This window comes from Bacillus pacificus, from assembly GCF_020861345.1.
GTDB lineage: Bacteria > Bacillota > Bacilli > Bacillales > Bacillaceae_G > Bacillus_A > Bacillus_A pacificus.
The window spans coordinates 1,960,153-1,979,080 of the sequence record NZ_CP086328.1; the positions used below are offsets into that span (position 1 = coordinate 1,960,153).

General features: G+C 38.5%; 19 protein-coding genes, 1 pseudogene, 1 riboswitch and 1 other annotated feature. Of the genes and pseudogenes, 16 read left to right on the forward strand and 4 right to left on the reverse strand.

The window, feature by feature from the left end; translation table 11 throughout:
- Positions 1-24: 24 nt before the first annotated feature.
- Complete coding sequence (locus LMD38_RS10230) at positions 25-2,487, forward strand: collagen-like protein (RefSeq protein ID WP_062821794.1); 2,463 nt, start codon at positions 25-27, stop codon at positions 2,485-2,487.
- 22 nt (positions 2,488-2,509) lie between these two features.
- Positions 2,510-4,510 carry a collagen-like protein gene (locus tag LMD38_RS10235; RefSeq protein ID WP_228920274.1) on the forward strand — a complete coding sequence of 667 codons (2,001 nt, stop codon included), beginning with the start codon at positions 2,510-2,512 and terminating at the stop codon, positions 4,508-4,510.
- A gap of 54 nt (positions 4,511-4,564) precedes the next feature.
- Here LMD38_RS10235 and LMD38_RS10240 read toward each other — a convergent pair whose 3' ends face one another.
- The gene (locus tag LMD38_RS10240; RefSeq protein ID WP_000945243.1) at positions 4,565-4,708 is read right to left on the reverse strand and encodes a hypothetical protein; all 144 of its coding nucleotides are present in this window, start codon (positions 4,706-4,708) and stop codon (positions 4,565-4,567) included.
- A gap of 97 nt (positions 4,709-4,805) precedes the next feature.
- Positions 4,806-4,948: riboswitch (cyclic di-AMP (ydaO/yuaA leader) on the reverse strand.
- Between the two features lie 38 nt (positions 4,949-4,986).
- A complete protein-coding gene (locus LMD38_RS10245; RefSeq protein ID WP_016718088.1) occupies positions 4,987-5,448 on the reverse strand; it encodes a GNAT family N-acetyltransferase in 462 nt (153 codons plus the stop codon).
- A gap of 136 nt (positions 5,449-5,584) precedes the next feature.
- Here LMD38_RS10245 and LMD38_RS10250 point away from each other — a divergent pair, with 136 nt between their 5' ends.
- The 8 genes and pseudogenes from LMD38_RS10250 (at position 5,585) to LMD38_RS10285 (ending at position 11,810) form a co-directional block, all read left to right on the forward strand.
- Positions 5,585-5,833: a GlsB/YeaQ/YmgE family stress response membrane protein gene (locus tag LMD38_RS10250; RefSeq protein WP_000539716.1), complete on the forward strand. Its 249-nt coding sequence runs from the start codon at positions 5,585-5,587 to the stop codon at positions 5,831-5,833.
- A 63-nt stretch (positions 5,834-5,896) separates the two neighbouring features.
- On the forward strand, positions 5,897-7,018 hold the full coding sequence (locus LMD38_RS10255; protein ID WP_016718087.1) for an AI-2E family transporter: 1,122 nt from the start codon (positions 5,897-5,899) through the stop codon (positions 7,016-7,018).
- A gap of 401 nt (positions 7,019-7,419) precedes the next feature.
- Positions 7,420-7,782 carry a VOC family protein gene (locus LMD38_RS10260; protein ID WP_016718086.1) on the forward strand — a complete coding sequence of 121 codons (363 nt, stop codon included), beginning with the start codon at positions 7,420-7,422 and terminating at the stop codon, positions 7,780-7,782.
- A 106-nt stretch (positions 7,783-7,888) separates the two neighbouring features.
- Positions 7,889-8,098: a binding site (T-box leader), on the forward strand.
- 43 nt (positions 8,099-8,141) lie between these two features.
- A complete protein-coding gene (locus tag LMD38_RS10265) occupies positions 8,142-9,140 on the forward strand; it encodes a tryptophan--tRNA ligase (RefSeq protein ID WP_061183587.1) in 999 nt (332 codons plus the stop codon).
- Between the two features lie 210 nt (positions 9,141-9,350).
- Positions 9,351-9,914 carry a maltose O-acetyltransferase gene (locus tag LMD38_RS10270; protein ID WP_062822398.1) on the forward strand — a complete coding sequence of 188 codons (564 nt, stop codon included), beginning with the start codon at positions 9,351-9,353 and terminating at the stop codon, positions 9,912-9,914.
- A gap of 167 nt (positions 9,915-10,081) precedes the next feature.
- Positions 10,082-10,203: pseudogene (locus LMD38_RS10275) on the forward strand (MFS transporter); the annotation flags it as partial.
- A gap of 136 nt (positions 10,204-10,339) precedes the next feature.
- Positions 10,340-11,368 carry an ROK family transcriptional regulator gene (locus LMD38_RS10280; RefSeq protein ID WP_062822397.1) on the forward strand — a complete coding sequence of 343 codons (1,029 nt, stop codon included), beginning with the start codon at positions 10,340-10,342 and terminating at the stop codon, positions 11,366-11,368.
- Between the two features lie 61 nt (positions 11,369-11,429).
- Positions 11,430-11,810 (forward strand): VOC family protein, encoded by a 381-nt coding sequence (locus LMD38_RS10285; protein WP_061183584.1) that lies wholly within the window; start codon positions 11,430-11,432, stop codon positions 11,808-11,810.
- Between the two features lie 59 nt (positions 11,811-11,869).
- Here LMD38_RS10285 and LMD38_RS10290 read toward each other — a convergent pair whose 3' ends face one another.
- Both LMD38_RS10290 and LMD38_RS10295 read right to left on the reverse strand, forming a co-directional pair.
- Positions 11,870-12,319, reverse strand: coding sequence for an NUDIX hydrolase (locus LMD38_RS10290; protein WP_000540479.1), 450 nt, complete (start codon positions 12,317-12,319; stop codon positions 11,870-11,872).
- Between the two features lie 17 nt (positions 12,320-12,336).
- The gene (locus tag LMD38_RS10295; protein ID WP_061183583.1) at positions 12,337-13,176 is read right to left on the reverse strand and encodes a DUF2785 domain-containing protein; all 840 of its coding nucleotides are present in this window, start codon (positions 13,174-13,176) and stop codon (positions 12,337-12,339) included.
- A 123-nt stretch (positions 13,177-13,299) separates the two neighbouring features.
- On the opposite strand from LMD38_RS10295, the gene LMD38_RS10300 reads away from it, so the two are divergent.
- The 6 genes from LMD38_RS10300 to LMD38_RS10325 all read left to right on the forward strand — a co-directional run bounded on the left by LMD38_RS10300 (position 13,300) and on the right by LMD38_RS10325 (position 18,911).
- Positions 13,300-14,022 (forward strand): GNAT family N-acetyltransferase, encoded by a 723-nt coding sequence (locus tag LMD38_RS10300; RefSeq protein ID WP_228920276.1) that lies wholly within the window; start codon positions 13,300-13,302, stop codon positions 14,020-14,022.
- Between the two features lie 51 nt (positions 14,023-14,073).
- Positions 14,074-14,913, forward strand: coding sequence for a hypothetical protein (locus tag LMD38_RS10305; RefSeq protein ID WP_062822395.1), 840 nt, complete (start codon positions 14,074-14,076; stop codon positions 14,911-14,913).
- A gap of 89 nt (positions 14,914-15,002) precedes the next feature.
- The gene (locus tag LMD38_RS10310; RefSeq protein WP_016718080.1) at positions 15,003-16,025 is read left to right on the forward strand and encodes a tyrosine-protein phosphatase; all 1,023 of its coding nucleotides are present in this window, start codon (positions 15,003-15,005) and stop codon (positions 16,023-16,025) included.
- An 89-nt stretch (positions 16,026-16,114) separates the two neighbouring features.
- Complete coding sequence (locus LMD38_RS10315) at positions 16,115-17,059, forward strand: phosphotransferase family protein (protein ID WP_080454412.1); 945 nt, start codon at positions 16,115-16,117, stop codon at positions 17,057-17,059.
- Positions 17,060-17,105: 46 nt separating this feature from the next.
- Positions 17,106-17,816: a YjjG family noncanonical pyrimidine nucleotidase gene (locus tag LMD38_RS10320; protein ID WP_061183578.1), complete on the forward strand. Its 711-nt coding sequence runs from the start codon at positions 17,106-17,108 to the stop codon at positions 17,814-17,816.
- 132 nt (positions 17,817-17,948) lie between these two features.
- Complete coding sequence (locus LMD38_RS10325) at positions 17,949-18,911, forward strand: tubby C-terminal domain-like protein (RefSeq protein ID WP_062822393.1); 963 nt, start codon at positions 17,949-17,951, stop codon at positions 18,909-18,911.
- Positions 18,912-18,928 lie beyond the last annotated feature (17 nt).

Genomic DNA, 18,928 nt, shown 5'->3' on the forward strand with positions numbered 1-18,928 from the left:
TTATTTTGGGGAAGGGGGATTGTTGTGCGTCATCATAGAAAGTGCAAAAAATTTGGAGTGGCACTGCCTCTTCCGCTTATAGGAGCAACTGGTCCAACAGGTAATAGTGGTCCAATTGGTCCAACTGGAGGGCATGAAGGTCCTGTTGGTCCTACAGGGGTGACTGGACCGACGGGAGCAACTGGGTCCCAAGGTCCTCAAGGTATTAGGGGAATACAAGGTCCGCGAGGTACAACAGGGGCTCAAGGAATACAAGGTGCCGTTGGTGATACTGGAGAGCAAGGTGTAACTGGTCCAACTGGCCTCCAAGGTCCTCAAGGATTAATTGGAAATCAAGGTCCAACGGGTGATATTGGAGTACAAGGATTAGAAGGAATACAAGGAATTACAGGCCCAACTGGTAGTCAAGGTATACAAGGTCCTCAAGGAATACAAGGAGAAATAGGCGAGCGGGGACAAACGGGAGCACAAGGAATGCAAGGGGTAATAGGTGAAGCTGGTATTACAGGTGTAACAGGTCCACAAGGTCCTCAAGGGGCGCAAGGAATACAAGGGGAGGATGGAACTACAGGTATACAAGGAGAAGAAGGTCCACCAGGGATACAAGGAATTACCGGAGAGCAAGGACACCAAGGTGATCAAGGGATACAAGGTGTAGTAGGCCCAACTGGTTCTACTGGAATACAAGGTCCTCAAGGTATAAGTGGAATAAAGGGGATAACCGGTGTAACAGGCCCTCAAGGTCCACAAGGTGTTCAGGGAATACAAGGAGTAAGTGGATCTACAGGTTTTCAAGGAGCAAAAGGAGTACGAGGGATAACTGGAGCAACCGGTCCAACTGGTACACAAGGTGTAGAAGGTCCTCCTGGGGGACCAACAGGAGCAACCGGTCCCATTGGTCCATCTAGTGGAGTGACTGGTCCATCAGGCCCGCCTGGTCCACCTGGGGGGCCAACTGGTCCAACGGGTGAAACTGGTGCGCGGGGTGTAACAGGGGGAACTGGTCCTCAAGGTGTAAGAGGCGCGCAAGGAGCTCAAGGTGTAGTTGGAGCAGTTGGATTTCAAGGAGCACAGGGGCCCCAAGGGTTACAAGGAATAACAGGAGCAACCGGTGTAGAAGGTCCACAAGGCATACAAGGTCCGCAGGGAGAAATCGGTCCAACGGGTGCAGAAGGTCCTAAAGGTGTGCAAGGAATACAAGGAATAACAGGTCCAACAGGAGCACAAGGCATACAAGGGTTACAAGGAATAATAGGTCAGGCAGGCATAACAGGAGCGGCAGGAGCTCAAGGTACACAAGGAATCCAAGGGGTAACCGGTCCAGCAGGAGCACAGGGCATACAAGGTGCACAAGGAATACGAGGAGAAACAGGGGCAGCTGGAGTACAAGGGACCCAAGGAGTTCAAGGGATACAAGGGACAACGGGATTGACAGGTCCGCAAGGTGCACAAGGTCCTCAAGGAGTACAAGGAATAATAGGACCGACTGGAGCTATTGGTATGCAAGGACCTCAAGGAATACAAGGTATAGTAGGCCCAACAGGTGCACAAGGCTCTCAAGGAATGCAAGGCATACAAGGAATAACCGGTCCGACAGGTGCGCAAGGAATTAGAGGTCCCCAAGGGAATCTAGGAGAAAACGGGATAACAGGTCCTCAAGGGGTGCAAGGTACACAAGGTATTGAGGGACCCGAGGGACCACAAGGAAATATTGGGGCTACGGGCGTAACTGGAGAAACAGGAGCGACAGGAGAAGTAGGGGCGACAGGAGCACAAGGAATACAAGGCGTTCAAGGGATTATGGGGATACAAGGAAGTACAGGAATGACAGGACCTACCGGAGCAACAGGAGTAACTGGAATACAAGGTGTGCAAGGAATACAAGGAATACAAGGCCCAACTGGAGCAAGTGGAATAACAGGGGCTAGCGGTAGTCAAGGGCCAGCCGGAGCGCAAGGTAGTCAAGGATCGATTGGGGCTGTAGGACCTACCGGAGCAACTGGTAGTCAAGGGTCTATAGGTTTTTTAGGAATTGTAGGTGCAACAGGAGCAACTGGTTTACCTAGCGGGGGCGGTTATTTCTTTTCTACTGCAACGAGTACAATTGCAGCGAATGCGTTAATACCAATTAATTCCGGATCTACAGTTTTTGGTTCTGGTGTAAGTTTAACAAATGCAACAACTGTAACGTTAAGTACGCCGGGAATCTATTTAGTAAGTTATTATTTTCAAGGTGATCCAAATGGGGGGAATGAAACGATTTCCGTGAGGCTTACTTTAAATGGAACACAAGTAGCAGGGAGTTTTATTTTTTATGTTACAGGAGGTGTTTTTATATTAGAACCAGCAGTTTCGAATACGATGGTCATTGAAGTTACTTCTTCAAATGCAACTTTGTCTTTACAAAATGGTCCATTAGCTATCGGCCATGTAACGACATTATCTGGTGTGATAACAGCTAGTTTAAATGTATTAAAAATAGTTTGATACGCTAGTTATAACGGGGGAGATGCTTGTGAAGGATCAAGATAAGTGTAGTAAGTTTCAAGCACCTATTCCTTTTCCAGCGTCAGGTATTACGGGACCGACTGGTCCAACGGGGCCGACAGGTTCTTTAGGTGGACCGACTGGCCCGCAAGGAATACAAGGCGTACAAGGACCAATTGGTCCAACAGGTCCGACAGGAATACAAGGAGTGCAAGGGGTGCAGGGAGAAATCGGTCCAACGGGGCCAACTGGTTTAACAGGACCACGGGGTGCTCAAGGGAGTCAAGGACCTATGGGGGAACAAGGTCCACAGGGAATTCAAGGTGTTCAAGGTATGCAAGGGGGAAGAGGACCGACTGGTCCAACAGGAATACAAGGGATACAGGGAATACCAGGGCCAATGGGAGAAACAGGTCCAACTGGAATACAAGGTATACAGGGCATGCAAGGTGAAGTGGGGCAGGTAGGCCCAACCGGAATACAAGGGATACAAGGAGTGCAAGGTGAAATTGGTCCGACTGGCCCAACAGGAAATACGGGTATACAAGGTGTTCAAGGGAATTTAGGGAATAGTGGTTTACAAGGTGTAACAGGTATACAAGGTATTCAGGGACCAATTGGCCCGACTGGTCCAACAGGAGTAACCGGTCCAACAGGATCTGCAACAGGTCCAACTGGAGCAACCGGCCCAACCGGACCGCCAGGAGGTCCGACCGGTCCAACAGGTCCAGCAGGATCACCAGGAGGTCCAACAGGTCCGACGGGAGCAACTGGTGTAACGGGAGCGACGGGAGCAACGGGAGCGACTGGAATTCAAGGAGTGCAAGGAGTACAGGGACCAACTGGAGCAACCGGTTTAACAGGTTTGCAAGGAGTACAGGGACCGATGGGTGCAACCGGTCCAACGGGTGATCAAGGTATTCAAGGACCTCAAGGTGTAATGGGAGTAACCGGTCCAACCGGTCTACAAGGTTTACAAGGGATACAGGGACCGGTAGGAGCGACTGGTCCAACCGGCCCACAAGGCGAGCAAGGGGTGCAAGGTCCAATCGGTCCAACCGGTCCACAAGGAATTCAAGGCATACAAGGTGAGCAAGGGGTAAGGGGAGAAACAGGTCCAACTGGTTTACAGGGGCTACAAGGGATTCAAGGCATACAGGGACCTCAAGGAAATATAGGGCCAACCGGAGCGACTGGAATCCAAGGAGTGCAAGGTGCAGAGGGTCCAACAGGTCCAATAGGGGCAACAGGCCCACAAGGAATTCAAGGCATACAAGGTCTACAAGGCCCAACCGGTCCACAGGGCATTCAAGGAATCCAAGGAATCCAAGGTCCACAAGGGATAACAGGTCAGGCGGGGGCGACAGGTCAAACGGGGGTAACGGGTCCACAAGGGATACAAGGAATTCAAGGGCCGCAAGGAGTAACCGGTGTAACGGGAGCAACCGGCCCAACGGGAGCAACGGGAGCAACAGGACCGACAGGAACCCAAGGTCTACAAGGTATAACAGGAGCGACAGGGGGAACAGGAGTAACAGGCCCAACAGGTGCCACGGGTCCAACAGGCTTAACTGGAGCAACAGGATCATCTGCTATATCGACAGGTGGTGGATATTTCTTTTCGACCTCAACAAGCACAATTGCTGCAAATGCCAACATTCCAATTAATTCAGGATCCACTGTATATGGAACAGGTGTATCATTAACGAGTGCTACGACAGTTACAGTAGCGACGCCAGGAATATATTTAGTAAGCTACTATTTTCAAGGGGATGCTAATGGGGGGAATGAGACTGTATCTGTTAGGTTGCTATTAAATGGAACACAACTAACAGGGAGTTTTATACAAAACGTAACGACATCAACGGTCGTTCTAGAACCAGCTATTTCAAATACGCTCCTCGTGAATGTAACGAGTGCTAATTCAACGTTAGTATTACAGAATGGTCCATTAGGTGTAGGGCATGTAACGACCATAGCAGGTGCGATTACAGCAAGTTTAAATGTAGTGAGAATATTATAAGGAATATAAAAAACACAAGGGGTGTCTACAAAGACACTCCTTGTGTTTTTCTCTTTATCTTTTCGGCTGAAAAATATGTTGAAAGAAGTATTTGTGATGTAAATTATCGACAACTTTATTTGCTTGATATGTGCGTTGTTTTTCTATTCGAAGTCTTTGCTCCATCATTTTTATTGCGTGATCAGATAAACGTAACATTATACATTTCTCCTTTTCTATAAATATAGGTGACTATTTGGTATCGATCCCATATTTATTATTAAGGAGGCAAAATGTGTAACATAGGCAAAAAGCACCTTCCTCTCCCATTACGCTTACGAGGTTAGCTGTCGGACTCGGGAAGTGAGAGTTTCCCTACTTAAATAAGATTCGCCCCAAGTAGCAAAGCTACAAAAATGGTTCCCCCGCTCCAAATTTTGGACTCAGCAAAAGGTTTTATAAAGTAAAAGATAACATAAATAAAATGATGAGTCAAACTATTTGTTGTTTTCTGATTTTTTAAGTGAGGTTAACACCACTCCATCGGGTAATATGATCTCCTTTACTTCAATAAAGCCATGTTTTTTATATAAAGAAAGAGCAGGTGTATTTTCTTTCCCTGTTTGTACAATATATGTTTTGGAGGGGGAGAACATGTCAAATACATAAAGTAGTAGTTTTGTTGCAATCCCTTTATGAAAATGATCGGGAGATACTACTAAACGATGAATATCTACTGCCTCTTCATTCATTTTAAAAGAAATAAACCCAGCAAGTGTATCTTCATAAAAATAGCCGTAGAAAATTTCATCACACGATTGAATATCGGCTACAGTATCATAAAGGCGCGGGATAGCTGTACTATTTATATATTTTGCCTCAATTTCATAAGCGGGTATTTGAATGCTTAAAATAGAAGTTGCAGTTTTGTGAGAAGTTGTGATTAATTTTTGAATCATATGGTAAAACCTCCTTATATACTTTATTTTCATAGATTTGACAAGATTTTTCTTTTTTGGATATAATAATTACATAGTTACACAATAAGTTAGTAGCTAAATTGAATTACACTATAATAGAAATGGAGGACTAAAGATGGGGTGGATTATCACATTAATAGTTGGTGCTATTATAGGTGCAATTGCAGGTTCTATTACAGGTAAAGACTTTCCTGCTGGCATGTTTGGAAATATAATTGCTGGTTTATTAGGAGCCTGGTTAGGCGGTAAATTATTTGGAGATTGGGGTCCATCACTAGGTGGTATTCATATTATACCAGCTTTATTAGGATCAATTGTGCTCGTTCTTATTGTATCATTTGTAGTGAAAGCTGCAAGGAAATAAAGAGTTATATTATGATGAAAAGCCCTATATAAGGGCTTTTCATCATTCGAAGAGGTGGTTTTATTGGAGAAAGTAAGTTTAAGAAAACGAGATAAGTTGAAAAAGTTTTTTAGAGAACACAATTATTTAGCAGTATTACTTGGGTTTGCATTATTGTTCATTAACATATTATTACTAACAAAAATATCATTTGTTTTTACACCGTTTATCGTCTTTTTAAAAACAATTTTCTTCCCAGTATTATTAGCGGGCGTACTATTTTACATTTTGCATCCATTCGTTTCACTTTTAGAAAAGAAAGGTGTTTCGAGAATTGTATCAATAGCTTCTATATATATAATCGTACTAGGATTATTTGTATTTTTAGTTGTTACAGTAATCCCGATCATTAAAGATCAAATTGATGCATTGATAGATAACTTACCGTATTTCGGTCATGAAATCGAACGAGCAGCACGTAGATTTGGAGAAAGTAATTTACTAGGGAAAATTCAGGAGAATTTAAATATTGATGTAGCAAGTATGGTAAAAGACTATACAGTTGATTTTACGAAATCTTTATCATCAGTAACAGGAAATGTAACTGGATTTTTAAGTACTGTTACAGAGGTCGTTTTAACGTTTGTAATGGTTCCGTTTATATTGTTCTATCTTTTAAAAGATGGTGAGCAATTACCGAATCATTTTTTAAAGTTTATTTCAGAACAAAGACGACCAGCAGCGATGAGAATACTAGACGATATGCATTATGCGATTAGCTCGTATATTAGAGGACAAATTATCGTTAGCTTATTTATCGGTATTATGCTATTAATTGGTTACCTTATTATCGGTATTAAATATGCGGTACTACTCGCTATTTTAGCGATGATTGTAAATATCGTCCCGTACGTAGGTCCGATCATTGCAATTACACCAGCGTTAATTATCGCATTTATTGACTCGCCAGCAATGGTTTTAAAGGTAATTATCGTAATGATGGTCGTACAATTAGCAGAAGGCAAATTTATTTCTCCGCAAGTCATGGGGAAAAAGTTAGATATTCATCCGATTACTATCATCTTTATTATTTTAACTGCCGGAAATTTATTTGGAATTATGGGGATTATTTTAGCAATTCCAGGGTATGCGATATTAAAGGTGTTAGTAACGCATGGTTATCGATTTGTTAAGTTGAATACGTGAAAAAAAGAGCTGAAACAGAGAAGATAGATTAATCTTCTCTGTTTTTTTGTATTTGTTGCATTAATAATAATGGTGCTAAACATCTGTCTAATACTCTGTAAGTGATCTGTCGGGCTGTTGCTTCTTCAAAGTTAAGGGAATGACAATGCTTAGAGAAGTGTGTGTGCTATTTCCAATGATCTATTTCAAGGAAGGCTTTCCATGTTTTAAAAACTAATTTGATTGGACAACTTAAAGAATAGTGTTTTTTCGGCTTGATTATGATGTAATGCTACACATATAAGGAAAACTTATCGATTATTATAATTAATAAATATTCCATTTATTATATTTAATGGTGTAAGATAATAGTGTATTCTAAAAATAAAGAGTATTGAAAATTTATAATAGGAGAGGATTTTATGATTCTTGGTTTACATCATGTTCAGATAACTATTCCAAAAGGCGCCGAACTAGAGGGGAAAAAATTTTATTGTGAAATTCTTGGTCTCACTGAGAAAGAAAAGCCCGAATCATTAAAGGGGCGTGGAGGGTTTTGGTTAAAAGTGGCAGATAGAGAAGTACATATAGGTACAGAAGATGATTTTGATCGGCTAAAAACAAAAGCCCATATTGCTTATCAAGTAGAGGATATATCGTATTGGAGAAATGTGTTGGAACAAAATGAAATTCAGATAATTGAAGGGGTACCTATACCTGGTTTTGAACGTTTTGAGTTTAGAGATCCATTTGGAAACAGAGTAGAAATGATTCAAGAAATGTAGTCGCTCCATTAGCTGATTGATATAAAGGAAAGAAATAGTACTTTAATATAAAACTGAAAATTCTATTTTTTTATTAAGGTAAAATATGATAAACTGTAAAAAATAACGAAAAGCGATGAAAGAGAATAGTACATATTCGAAACTTTTCAGAGAGCTGATGTGTGGTGGGAATCAGCAAGGAATGAATATGGAATGGGCTCTGGAGCTTCTAACTGAAATGAGTAGGTAAAGACGGTTACTTCCCGTTATTGAAGTGTGAAGTGAGCTATAAAGATAGCTAATTAAGGTGGTACCGCGGGAGTCTCTCGTCCTTTTTTAAGGATGAGGGGCTCTTTTGTTTTGAGAAAGGAGGAGTTAGGATGAGTGACAAAATAATGTTAACAGGAATTAAGCCGACGGGTTATCCGCATTTAGGAAATTATATTGGTGCAATTAAACCTGCGTTGCAAATGTCAAAGAAGAATGAAGGAAAAGCATTGTATTTTATAGCGGATTATCATGCGTTAAATGCTGTGCATGATCCGAGTCAGTTCAGTAGTTATACGAAAGAGGTAGCAGCTACTTGGTTATCACTTGGACTTGGGGAAGATGTTATTTTTTATCGGCAAACAGAAGTACCAGAGATTCTAGAATTAGCTTGGATATTAGCTTGTCTAACTCCGAAAGGGCTTATGAACCGTGCTCATGCGTATAAAGCGAAGGTAGAGCAAAATAAAGAAGCGGGTTTGGAGGTCGATGCCGGAGTGAATATGGGGTTATATACGTATCCGATATTAATGGCAGCTGACATATTACTATTTCAAGCTACGCATGTACCTGTTGGAAAAGATCAAATTCAGCATATTGAAATCGCGCGCGATATTGCGACGTATTTTAATCATACATTCGGCACGACATTTAAACTCCCAGAGTATGTCATACAAGAAGAAGGTGCAATCTTACCTGGTCTTGATGGAAGAAAGATGAGTAAAAGTTATGGGAATGTTATCCCGTTATTTGCGGAGCAAGAAAAACTACGAAAGTTAATATTTAAAATCAAAACAGATTCTTCACTTCCAAATGAACCGAAAGAACTAGAAACGTTATTTACAATTTATAAAGAATTTGCGACAGAGGGTGAAATGCAGTCGTTACGTGAAAAATATGAGACTGGAATCGGATGGGGCGATGTGAAAAAAGAGTTATTCCGCGTTGTAGACCGTGAATTAGCTAGGCCACGTGAGAAATATACTATGTATATGAATGAACCGAATTTATTATATGAAGCGTTGGAAAAAGGTGCTGAGAAGGCACGGGCTATTGCGAAGGTAAATTTAACAGAAATTAAGAAACGGATTGGATTTGAGAGGGAGCGCTGAGCGTTCCCTCTTTTTTCTCTATAACTTATTCGTCATATCGATGAGTAAAGCAAAGAGTTCGCATATTCTTTTGAAACTTTTTAGTTGCATATGTTAAAAAGTATGCTACTATAGGGTTACTTATTAAACTTGTTTAATAAGTATAATTAAAGTCACTTATTAAAGATGTTTAATAAGCAGGGTTCATTTGATTACGAAGGAGATGATTCTATGAAAACAGAAAAAGAAAAGATGTTAGCGGGAGAAATGTATATTGCGGATGACGAAGAATTAGTAGCTGATAGGGTGGAGGCAAAACGTTTAACACGCCTTTATAACGAGGCGATGGAGACAGGAGATGACAGGCGTTTTACATTATTAAATCAGCTTTTAGGTTCTTCAGCTGATGGGAAAGCCCAAATTAATCCTGATTTTCGCTGTGATTACGGCTACAATATCCATGTTGGAAAGAGCTTTTTTGCAAATTTCAATTGTGTGATTTTGGATGTTTGTGAAGTTCGAATCGGTGATCATTGTATGTTTGCACCTGGGGTTCACATTTACACTGCTACGCATTCTTTACACCCGATAGAGCGGAACTCTGGCAAAGAATATGGGAAGCCTGTAAAGATTGGTAACAATGTTTGGGTTGGCGGGGGCGCTATTATTAACCCTGGTATTTCAATTGGAGACAACGCTGTAATTGCTTCAGGGGCAGTTGTGACAAAAGATGTACCTAATAATGTAGTAGTTGGTGGTAATCCAGCTAAAGTGATTAAAACGATAGACTTATAGAAATCGTTTTTTATGAGTGCATGAATAAACTGATGTCGTATCGTATAGACAATGTGAAAGGTGTTTCATATAAAGAAAAATAGTGCGGAAAATCGTACGAAGACATTACTTACTTCTTGAAACGCTCTTTTTCGTATTTATTTTGCCGGTTTTCTCGTTTGCTGTAAGTTGCTATCATCGGTTATACAACAGCCTTTTTAGTCGGCTAGGTATACTAGGGGAATCATTCGGAATACGTAATACCTTGTTAGCTGTTTTATTATTTGTTCTCTTATCTGGAATTGTATGAATGCATCAAGCAAAACAGAGAGTGCGTGCATCGGAAATATATCATCTTTATTGCTTTAGAAAATGATGTATGATATATTGTCAACGCAACTTATTAAAAGGGTTTAATAAGTATGTTGATTAAGGTGGTGAGCGATTTGAGTGAACAGTTTGTTACTCAAAAATCGATTAAAGAGACAATCCTTCGTGGCATTCGTAAAGTTCTTTTAGAGCGAGGTAGTGCAACGAAAGTTGAGCTTAGTAATACATTAGAAATCAGTTTTCCAACGATAAGTAAATTTATAGAAAAAATGAAACAAGACGGTGAAGTCACTTTAGCTGGTTTAGATGATTCAAGTGGTGGAAGAAGAGCGAAACGATATGAATATAATCCAGAATATATGTTAGGTTTAGCGATATTTTTAGAAAAAAATGAGACGAACTATACAATTTTTAACTGTTTAGGGGAAGTAAAAGAACAGGGGAGTACTTCAAGTATGTTAGTTGATACGGGCGTAAATGTATTATTTAAACATATTGAAGGTCTTATCGCTACATTCCCGAAAATAAGCTCTATATCAATAGGTGTGCCTGGTTCGGTTGATAATGGTCGTATTTTTTATATTCCTGGATATGAAAAGTTCCAAAATTTTAATTTGAAAAGTCATTTGGAGGAACAGTTTTCTATACCAGTAGTAATCGAAAACGATATGAATGCCGCAGTACTCGGTTATCATAAAAATACTGGAAATAATGAAAACTCCTCTCTTGTATATTTGTATTCAGGTCAAAATGGACCAGGTGCGGGGATTATGGTAAATGGAGACGTCGTACGAGGGAGTACGTTTTTCTCAGGAGAGATATCTTTCGTACCGCAGTATGATAATAAAAATTTCTTACAAGCTTTGAGAAGTGAAGATTCGAATAATCCAGAGGAATATAATATAGATGCTATTACTCGTTTAATAGCTACATGTATAGCTATTATTAACCCTCATGCCTTTATCTTCTGTGATGATGAAGTGAATCAATTTGTTATAGATCAAATTGTAAAAAGTTGTCCGCAGTACATTCCGGCAGAACATATCCCGAAAATAACAGTGAGCAATTGGAAAGAAGATTATTTATATGGATTAAAAAGCCTTGGACTTGATCTTATGATTACGAGAACAAATAAAGAAAATTAAATGTCCTGGCAACGAAGCATCCAATTGTCAGTTGAATAACATAAAAGAAAAGGTGCCAATTATGAAAATTGAACATGTAGCAATTTGGGTGAATGATTTAGTAGGAATGCGTGATTTTTATAAACAATATTTTAATGGTGAAGAAAATAGCTTATATCATAATTCGAAAAAGCAATTTAAATCTTATTTTATAACTTTTGAAGGTGGTGCGCGTCTAGAACTTATGAAGCGGGTAGGGATAGAGGATGCATTACAAACAGAAACAATAGGATATGCGCATATTGCTTTTTCTGTAGGTAGTAAAGAAAAGGTGAACGAATTAACGAATACATTAAGAGAAGCAGGATACGCTGTGTTAAATGGCCCGCGTACTACAGGGGATGGTTACTACGAAAGTGTAGTAAGTGATCCTGAAGGAAATCAGATTGAGATAACGATCTAACATGAACAACCTCATTTCGCATTATCATGACGGGGAATGAGGCTGTTTTATTTTTATCTTTAATTGGAGTGATGAAAATCGCGAAGAATCCCCTCAATAACTGGATGAAGAGTACTAGGTAATTCATCAAGCGGAAAGAAACGTAATTCTTTTGATTCTGTTTGATCACATACAAGCTCACCGTGAAATTCTCGGCAAATATAAACAACGAGTACACCGTGTACTTGATCGCCGTTTGGGTAGATTTGAAAGAAATCTGGTCCTGAATATGTACGGAATAGTTCTGGATTTTTAATAATAAGTCCAGTTTCTTCATATACTTCTCGTTTTAAAGCGTCTTCTAACGTTTCGTTATATTCTAAGGCGCCGCCAATGATGCCCCAGCGGTTGAAGTCTGTACGGAGCTGCAATAATATTTCATTTTTCTCATTTACTATAATAGCGTGTGAACCTATTAAAATCAGTGGATGATTTCCTACTAAATTTCTCATGTCTTCGATATACCCCATAGTTGTTCTCCTTATAGCTAATAATAATTAGGAAGTTCTTTTAACATTCTTTCTGTTTTACGTGCTGTAAAGGCTAAGTTATGGTCATCTTTCGTTCTGAAAAATAATGTGCGTAAAAAGGTTTTAATGTTGGCGCATAAAATACAATATTCATTTAACGAAAGGCGTTTTCTAATTTGGGGAAGCCTTTTTATTTTTTTTTGAATAATAGAAATTAACTCATCTTGCGGGAAGTCATGATACAGCATTGCTAGTAATGGCGTAACAATTCGTTCATCTTCGTTATTATGAAAAAGGTCAGATGGAATGAAGATTTTATTTAATAAGCAATGAATTAATTCTTCATACCATTCAAAGGTCGTATAAGAATTGTGGACAATTTCAGTAAAGGCATCAGATACGTGAGCAAGACAATGAGCCCATCCTTTATTTTCAATATAGCCTCGGAAATCTGTTTCTAAGTTTGTGTATGTAATGAGTTTGGTTTTTATTTCTTCAATATCCTCCTCTGTACAAAAGTAGTGCGAATTAGCGAATTGGAGTATTAACGCAATTAACGAAACAGTGTAAGAACGTGTGAAAACCCCATCTGAATGCGGGGAGTAAATGTCACAATATAAATATTCATCACTTAAACAAGTTTGCAACAGTAATTTCAGTTGATCATCCATAAGGAATTCATGATGAATAAAATGCACAAAACATTTATATATAAGCTGGTAACGAACGTAACTATCAGTCGTTCCAATATACTGAAGCATATGGAGCGTTAATTCATTTATATCTATATGTCGCAGTTGCGTATAGTCATTTTGTTGTATAAGCTCTAACTGTTGTTGCAGCGCTGTAATATCCAATGGAGAACCTCCTCCGCACTTTAAAGATGCGATGTTTTCTAGTATTCTATATATTCAAGGACAATCCTGCTCATGCAAGGAGAACAAGTAGAAATTCAAGTATGACATAGATGAGGGAAGTATATGACGACTATAGAACAGTTAGAAAAACATTTTAAAATAAGAAGAAATGCTTCTTCTATCATGATAAAAGAAAATAATGCAGAGATTTTTACAGAAGAGCAATTAAAGGAAATCATGCAATATTGCGTTGCTGAGGCTGAAGAAGAGGGAATAGAAAACTTACATTTTGAGATTTCTTCGAAAAGCCCCAATTATAATATGTATAAAAAATGTTTTGAAACGTATTCGTTTGAATATGTTACTGAAAACATCATTGTGTTTAAGGATCTATATAAAGTAGAAGATGTAGAAAGTGAAATTGATTTTAAGTTGATTGAAGAAGTAGGAGAAGATGCTTTTTATTCTCTTTGGAGTGAGATGACGGAAAAACAAGTCACTTATGATCAATTTGGAAATATGATGCTACAAGAAATTGGTGAGCAATGGAAAGAACATTGTTTAACAGCGAGTGTAGGTGAAGAGCTGATAGGAATTGTAATCCCGCATATTGAAAAGGGGACGTTAGAAGAAGGAAAACTTATGTATTTCGCAGTCGCTCCAAATATGAGAAATAAAGGGTATGAAGCAGCATTCTTTACAGGGGCAATGTTTGTTTTAAAAGAAATAGGTGCATCTTATTATATCGGTGATACAAATGTACAAAATGAGTGGATGAAGGATGTTTTTGAAGAGAATGGATGTCAGCTGCTTAGTTCAACTGAGAGATATGTGAGAAAGTTTTAGGAGGATGAATGATGTATACTCTCGAACTCGTATAGCGGGAGGGGACTATATATGTTAAAGAAATCCATGCATTCATTCGTGTTATTGTATCCAAATGTATTGTTAGAAGGCTGGAATATTGAAAAAGTTTCAGAACGTTATGAAGGTGAAAAGTGGGGAACTTTTTGGTTTCAGGTTGTTACTCCAACTGGGATGTTTCGAGTAAAGGAATTTTTTCTCGATATAATGGAACCAGTATTTCCGGATAGCTGTATTTCTCAAGCAAAAGGAGATTGTTTTCAATATAAAGGGCTTGTGTATTGGAAAGGTATAAATTATAAAGGAAAAGAAAGTTACGTTACATCTATATGGAAAACACAAGTTGAAATTTCTGTTGATCATGGATATGTAAACCAAGACGAAATGGAACGATTTCTATTTGAATTACAACCAGTAAATATGGAGCTTGGGAAAACGATATTACATACACTATTTCACTTATTAAGCTTTCAAGCGAAGAGAAGTGAAATGGGTGAGATAGGAAGATGTAGAGAGTGGAATGCTCCAGATGACGTATCCTATGTAAAATTGTCAATTCATGAAAAGCTAAGTTGGAAACTCGAATCGGTCGGTTTCGGAAATGACGAAACGCAGTATGTATACTGGGACGAAGTTAATAAACTATATGCACTTTGGGTTTGTAGACATAAAAACAAAGCGTATTATCCTATTTCTTCATGGACAATGAATTATGGCCCAAAACAAATTATAAATGGATTAGAGTTTTATTCGCACCCTGATCGCGGGACAGTTGTATATGAAGATTCAGGTGATGAACAAATCGCATATGTATTTCGAGGGAATCCGTGCACAACTTATGAACAAGTAAAAGAACTTTTTGCCTCTTTGTAAGATAAAAAGAAAAATGAGAACGACAAAGTAGATATTCGTATAATACAATAGGATAAGATTCGATTATAAGAGAAAGCGTTGGTGAAAGAATGGGGCAGCAAAGAAATTGGTTACAAGCAACTGTAGAAAGAAATGAAGATAATACGTTACAAATAAAGTGGGAAAATAATATAGAGGAAGTTTGCATTTATTGGAGTACTTCGCCAGATCATATTGAAGAAAATGGAGAATTACTTGCAACGGTAAATGGAGAATCATCATATACAATTGAAAACCCGAGCGAAAATGAGCGTCCATATTTTAGACTAGTAGGTAGTAATGGACAAGCAGTAACAGTAGCTGAGCGTAGATTGCCATTACAAGGCGCGTTTAACTTCCGTGATATGGGAGGATATGAAACGCTTGAAGGCCGTAAAGTAAAATGGGGCAAATTGTACCGCTCTGAAGAATTAGCAGGATTAACAGAGTGGGATATCGACTATTTACAAAAGTCTGGCTTAAAGTTAATTTGCGATTACCGTACAGACTTTGAAGTGAAGCATAAGCCAAACCCTGAGATTACAGGAGCTCGTCAAGTGTGCTTACCAGTTATGCAAGATTTAGCAAAAGACCTAAATATAAATGAGTTTTTCCAAGTTGGTGACCTTTCTATGTTAGGGAAACCAGGTGAATACCTTGTGAAAATGAATCAAGACTTCGTAAGTGGTAATGAAGCATTTGTGAGCTTCTTAAACTTAGCGCAAAACCCGGAAAACTTACCGTTAGTAAACCATTGTACAGCTGGAAAAGACCGTACTGGATTTGGATCAGCATTATTATTACTTTTACTAGGTGTACCAGAGAAAACAGTAATGGAAGATTATTTACTAAGTAACGGTTTCCGTGAAAAGTTAAACGAGAAAATGATGGCCTTTTTAGGCGCAAAACTACAAAATGATGAGAGTAGAGCGATATTGGGTGCGATGTTTGAAGCACGCACTGAGTATTTACAAGCTGCGATTGATGAATTAAAAAAGCAATACGGTTCAGTTGAAGCGTATGCTGAAAAAGCACTTGGCTTTACGAAAGAGTCGTTAGAAGAAATGAAAGAGTTATTGTTAGAGGATAAATAAGAATTTGGGAGGCTGATTGGATTAGCCTCCTTTTCTTATTGTTGTTATAATTTTGCTAATGAGGATGTTGTGCAACGAAGAGAGAATGGATGAAAAGAACTTACGAATCGGGGGATAAAATGATTCATACACGTGGAAAAGCAGAGGGGTTAAGAGAAAAGCTAGCAACAATACTAAGTCAAGATTATAAGGAATTAGCTGTTCAGGATTTAAAGGTGATTGGAACGGGAGTGCAAAATATTGTTTTTCGAGGAGATTCAGAAAAGGGATCTTTAGCTTTTCGAGTGCCATGGGAAAGAGAAGTAGAAAATATAAATGAAGATTTATTTAATAGTCGGATTTCATTGCAAAAGGAAGCAGAGCTTTCTAAGTATTGTCATTCAAAAGGTATTTCAGTGCCAAAGATACACGGATTGCATCTTTCTGCCGAACTTGATTTTTTAATTTCGGATTGTGTGTATACTGATCATATGCCAATTTCTGCGCACAAAATAGGAGAGTTAGTGAGCAAGCTTCATAGCATGCCAATTGAAGATTTGCATTACGAACAAAATATTAGAGAGCCCATTAGTAAGTATATAGCAGAACGAATTGTGAAACGGATAGAAGGGTTTAATACAATTACGAACTGTGGAATGAAACTTCCAGATATAAAAACAATTGAACATATTCTTAGTACAGCGGATCATGAAAAGAGTTTACTACATATGGACATTCGACCAGCCAATTTAATCGGGTATAATGGAGAAGTTAAAGCAATAGTTGATTGGGATAACGCTTTAATTGGTCATCCATTACTGGAGCTTATGAGAATAGCTGAAACAAATGAGGTTAGTTGGGATGAATTTAAAGATGGATATAAGAATGATAGTATCTTTAACGCTACTTCTCATATCGTTAGTTTATTTTATAGGTTAGATACAGCGGTCATGCTTGCAAACTTATTTATAGCACATTTGAAAATAGAAGATAAAGGTGTATTCTATAAAGAGCGGGTTAAAGCAATCCATCACGAAATATATAAAAGTTTATAAGCTATGAGAATAAATTTTTGAAATAGAATTGAGGAGAAAGAACATCATGAAATACAAAGTTATATTATTCGACGTAGACGATACATTATTAGATTTCCCTGAAACGGAAAAACACGCATTACACAATGCGTTTGAAAAGTTTGGTATGCCTACAGGGTATAGTGATTATCTTGCAAGTTATAAAGAGATTAGTAATGGGTTATGGAGAGATTTAGAAAATAAAATGATTACGTTAAGTGAATTAGCGGTAGATCGATTTAGACAATTATTTGCCCTTCATAATATAGAAGTAGATGCGCAGCAATTTAGTGATGTATATCTTGAAAACTTAGGGAAAGAAGTACATCTTATAGAAGGTGCAGTGCAATTATGTGAGAATCTACAAGATTGCAAGCTAGGCATCATTACGAATGGATATACGAAGGTGCAACAATCTAGAATCGGAAATTCGCCTTTATGTAATTTCTTTGATCATATTATTATTTCAGAAGAGGTTGGTCATCAAAAACCAGCACGTGAGATTTTTGATTATGCATTTGAAAAGTTTGGGATTACGGATAAATCAAGTGTACTAATGGTTGGAGATTCGCTCACTTCTGATATGAAAGGCGGAGAAGATTACGGCATTGATACGTGTTGGTATAATCCGAGTTTGAAAGAGAATAAGGCAAGTGTTAAGCCAACTTATGAAGTGGAGAGCCTGCTGCAAATTTTAGAACTTGTAGAAGTGGCGGAAGAAAAGGTAGCTTCATTTTAATCGTGTCGATATTTGTTGATAAGTCGATATTCTTTGTCGAATCGTCGATATATCGAAAAAATCGTTGATATATTTTGAATTGCTCCGGTCAATTTAGGAAAGAGCTGTGTAACAACTAGAGGTGAATAAAGAATGTTAACGTTTTTATTTGAGTTAGACAAGAATATCCCGCAAAAGGATGAACCATGGTATGATGCCTATTCAAAGGGCTTTATCGAAGGGGATGTAACGATTCACGCGAGTAACAGCGTATTTTTTCAAAAGTCATGTGTGAAGGTCGCAGAGCTCGGCATTTATTTAGGACAGTGGATGGAGCAAGTGCAACATGGGCAGAATGTACATATGAATTATGAAACGCCTGACCGTGAAGAGATCATTCTTAGTTTCTCTTATGAAGAGGACAATCAGTGGAGAGTTTCTTCCAGTTGGCAACAATTTGAGCTTCAGGAGAGTATCTCTACTACAACAGTAGTGGAGAGTGTTCAACGCTATTTATATGAGTTAAATAAAGAACTGCGCGCAATAGAATATCCTGTGACGTTTGATCAGTACTTAAGAGGAGAGCAAATGATGCAGCTTTCTTACAAACGACTGTGTGATAGTAAAGCGGATACGACGTCAATAGAGGTTTATAATGAAAGCGAAAGAGTAGGAGCAGTACGGGGCTATTATAAAAATACGTTGATGAAAGTGCTAGACTTTATTCCGAAAGTCGGTAGTAATATCATTTATGAAATAAAGGATAGTAAGGACAATATTCGCGTTATTGCAAAGGATGTAAGTAGGCAGCGCCAAAGAAGGATTTTAGTAACGTACAAAGATAATCATGATGTAGAGCATGAAATACTTGTATGTGACGGAAAGTTATTAGATGCAAATTTTTTATTTACCTTTACATATAAGGCGGAAGAATTTGTTATTCATAAAACTACTTTTGGGATGGGAAAGTTATTACGAAAGGGCTATGTAATTGCAGATTGGAATATTCGTCTTGAGGAAGATATGTATCACATCGAGATGAATGTATACGATGAAGATTATATAGAAGACCAATATTTACTGTTGGGCGTATTTCATACGGTTTTGTATGGGTGATAGTTGTATAAATGAAA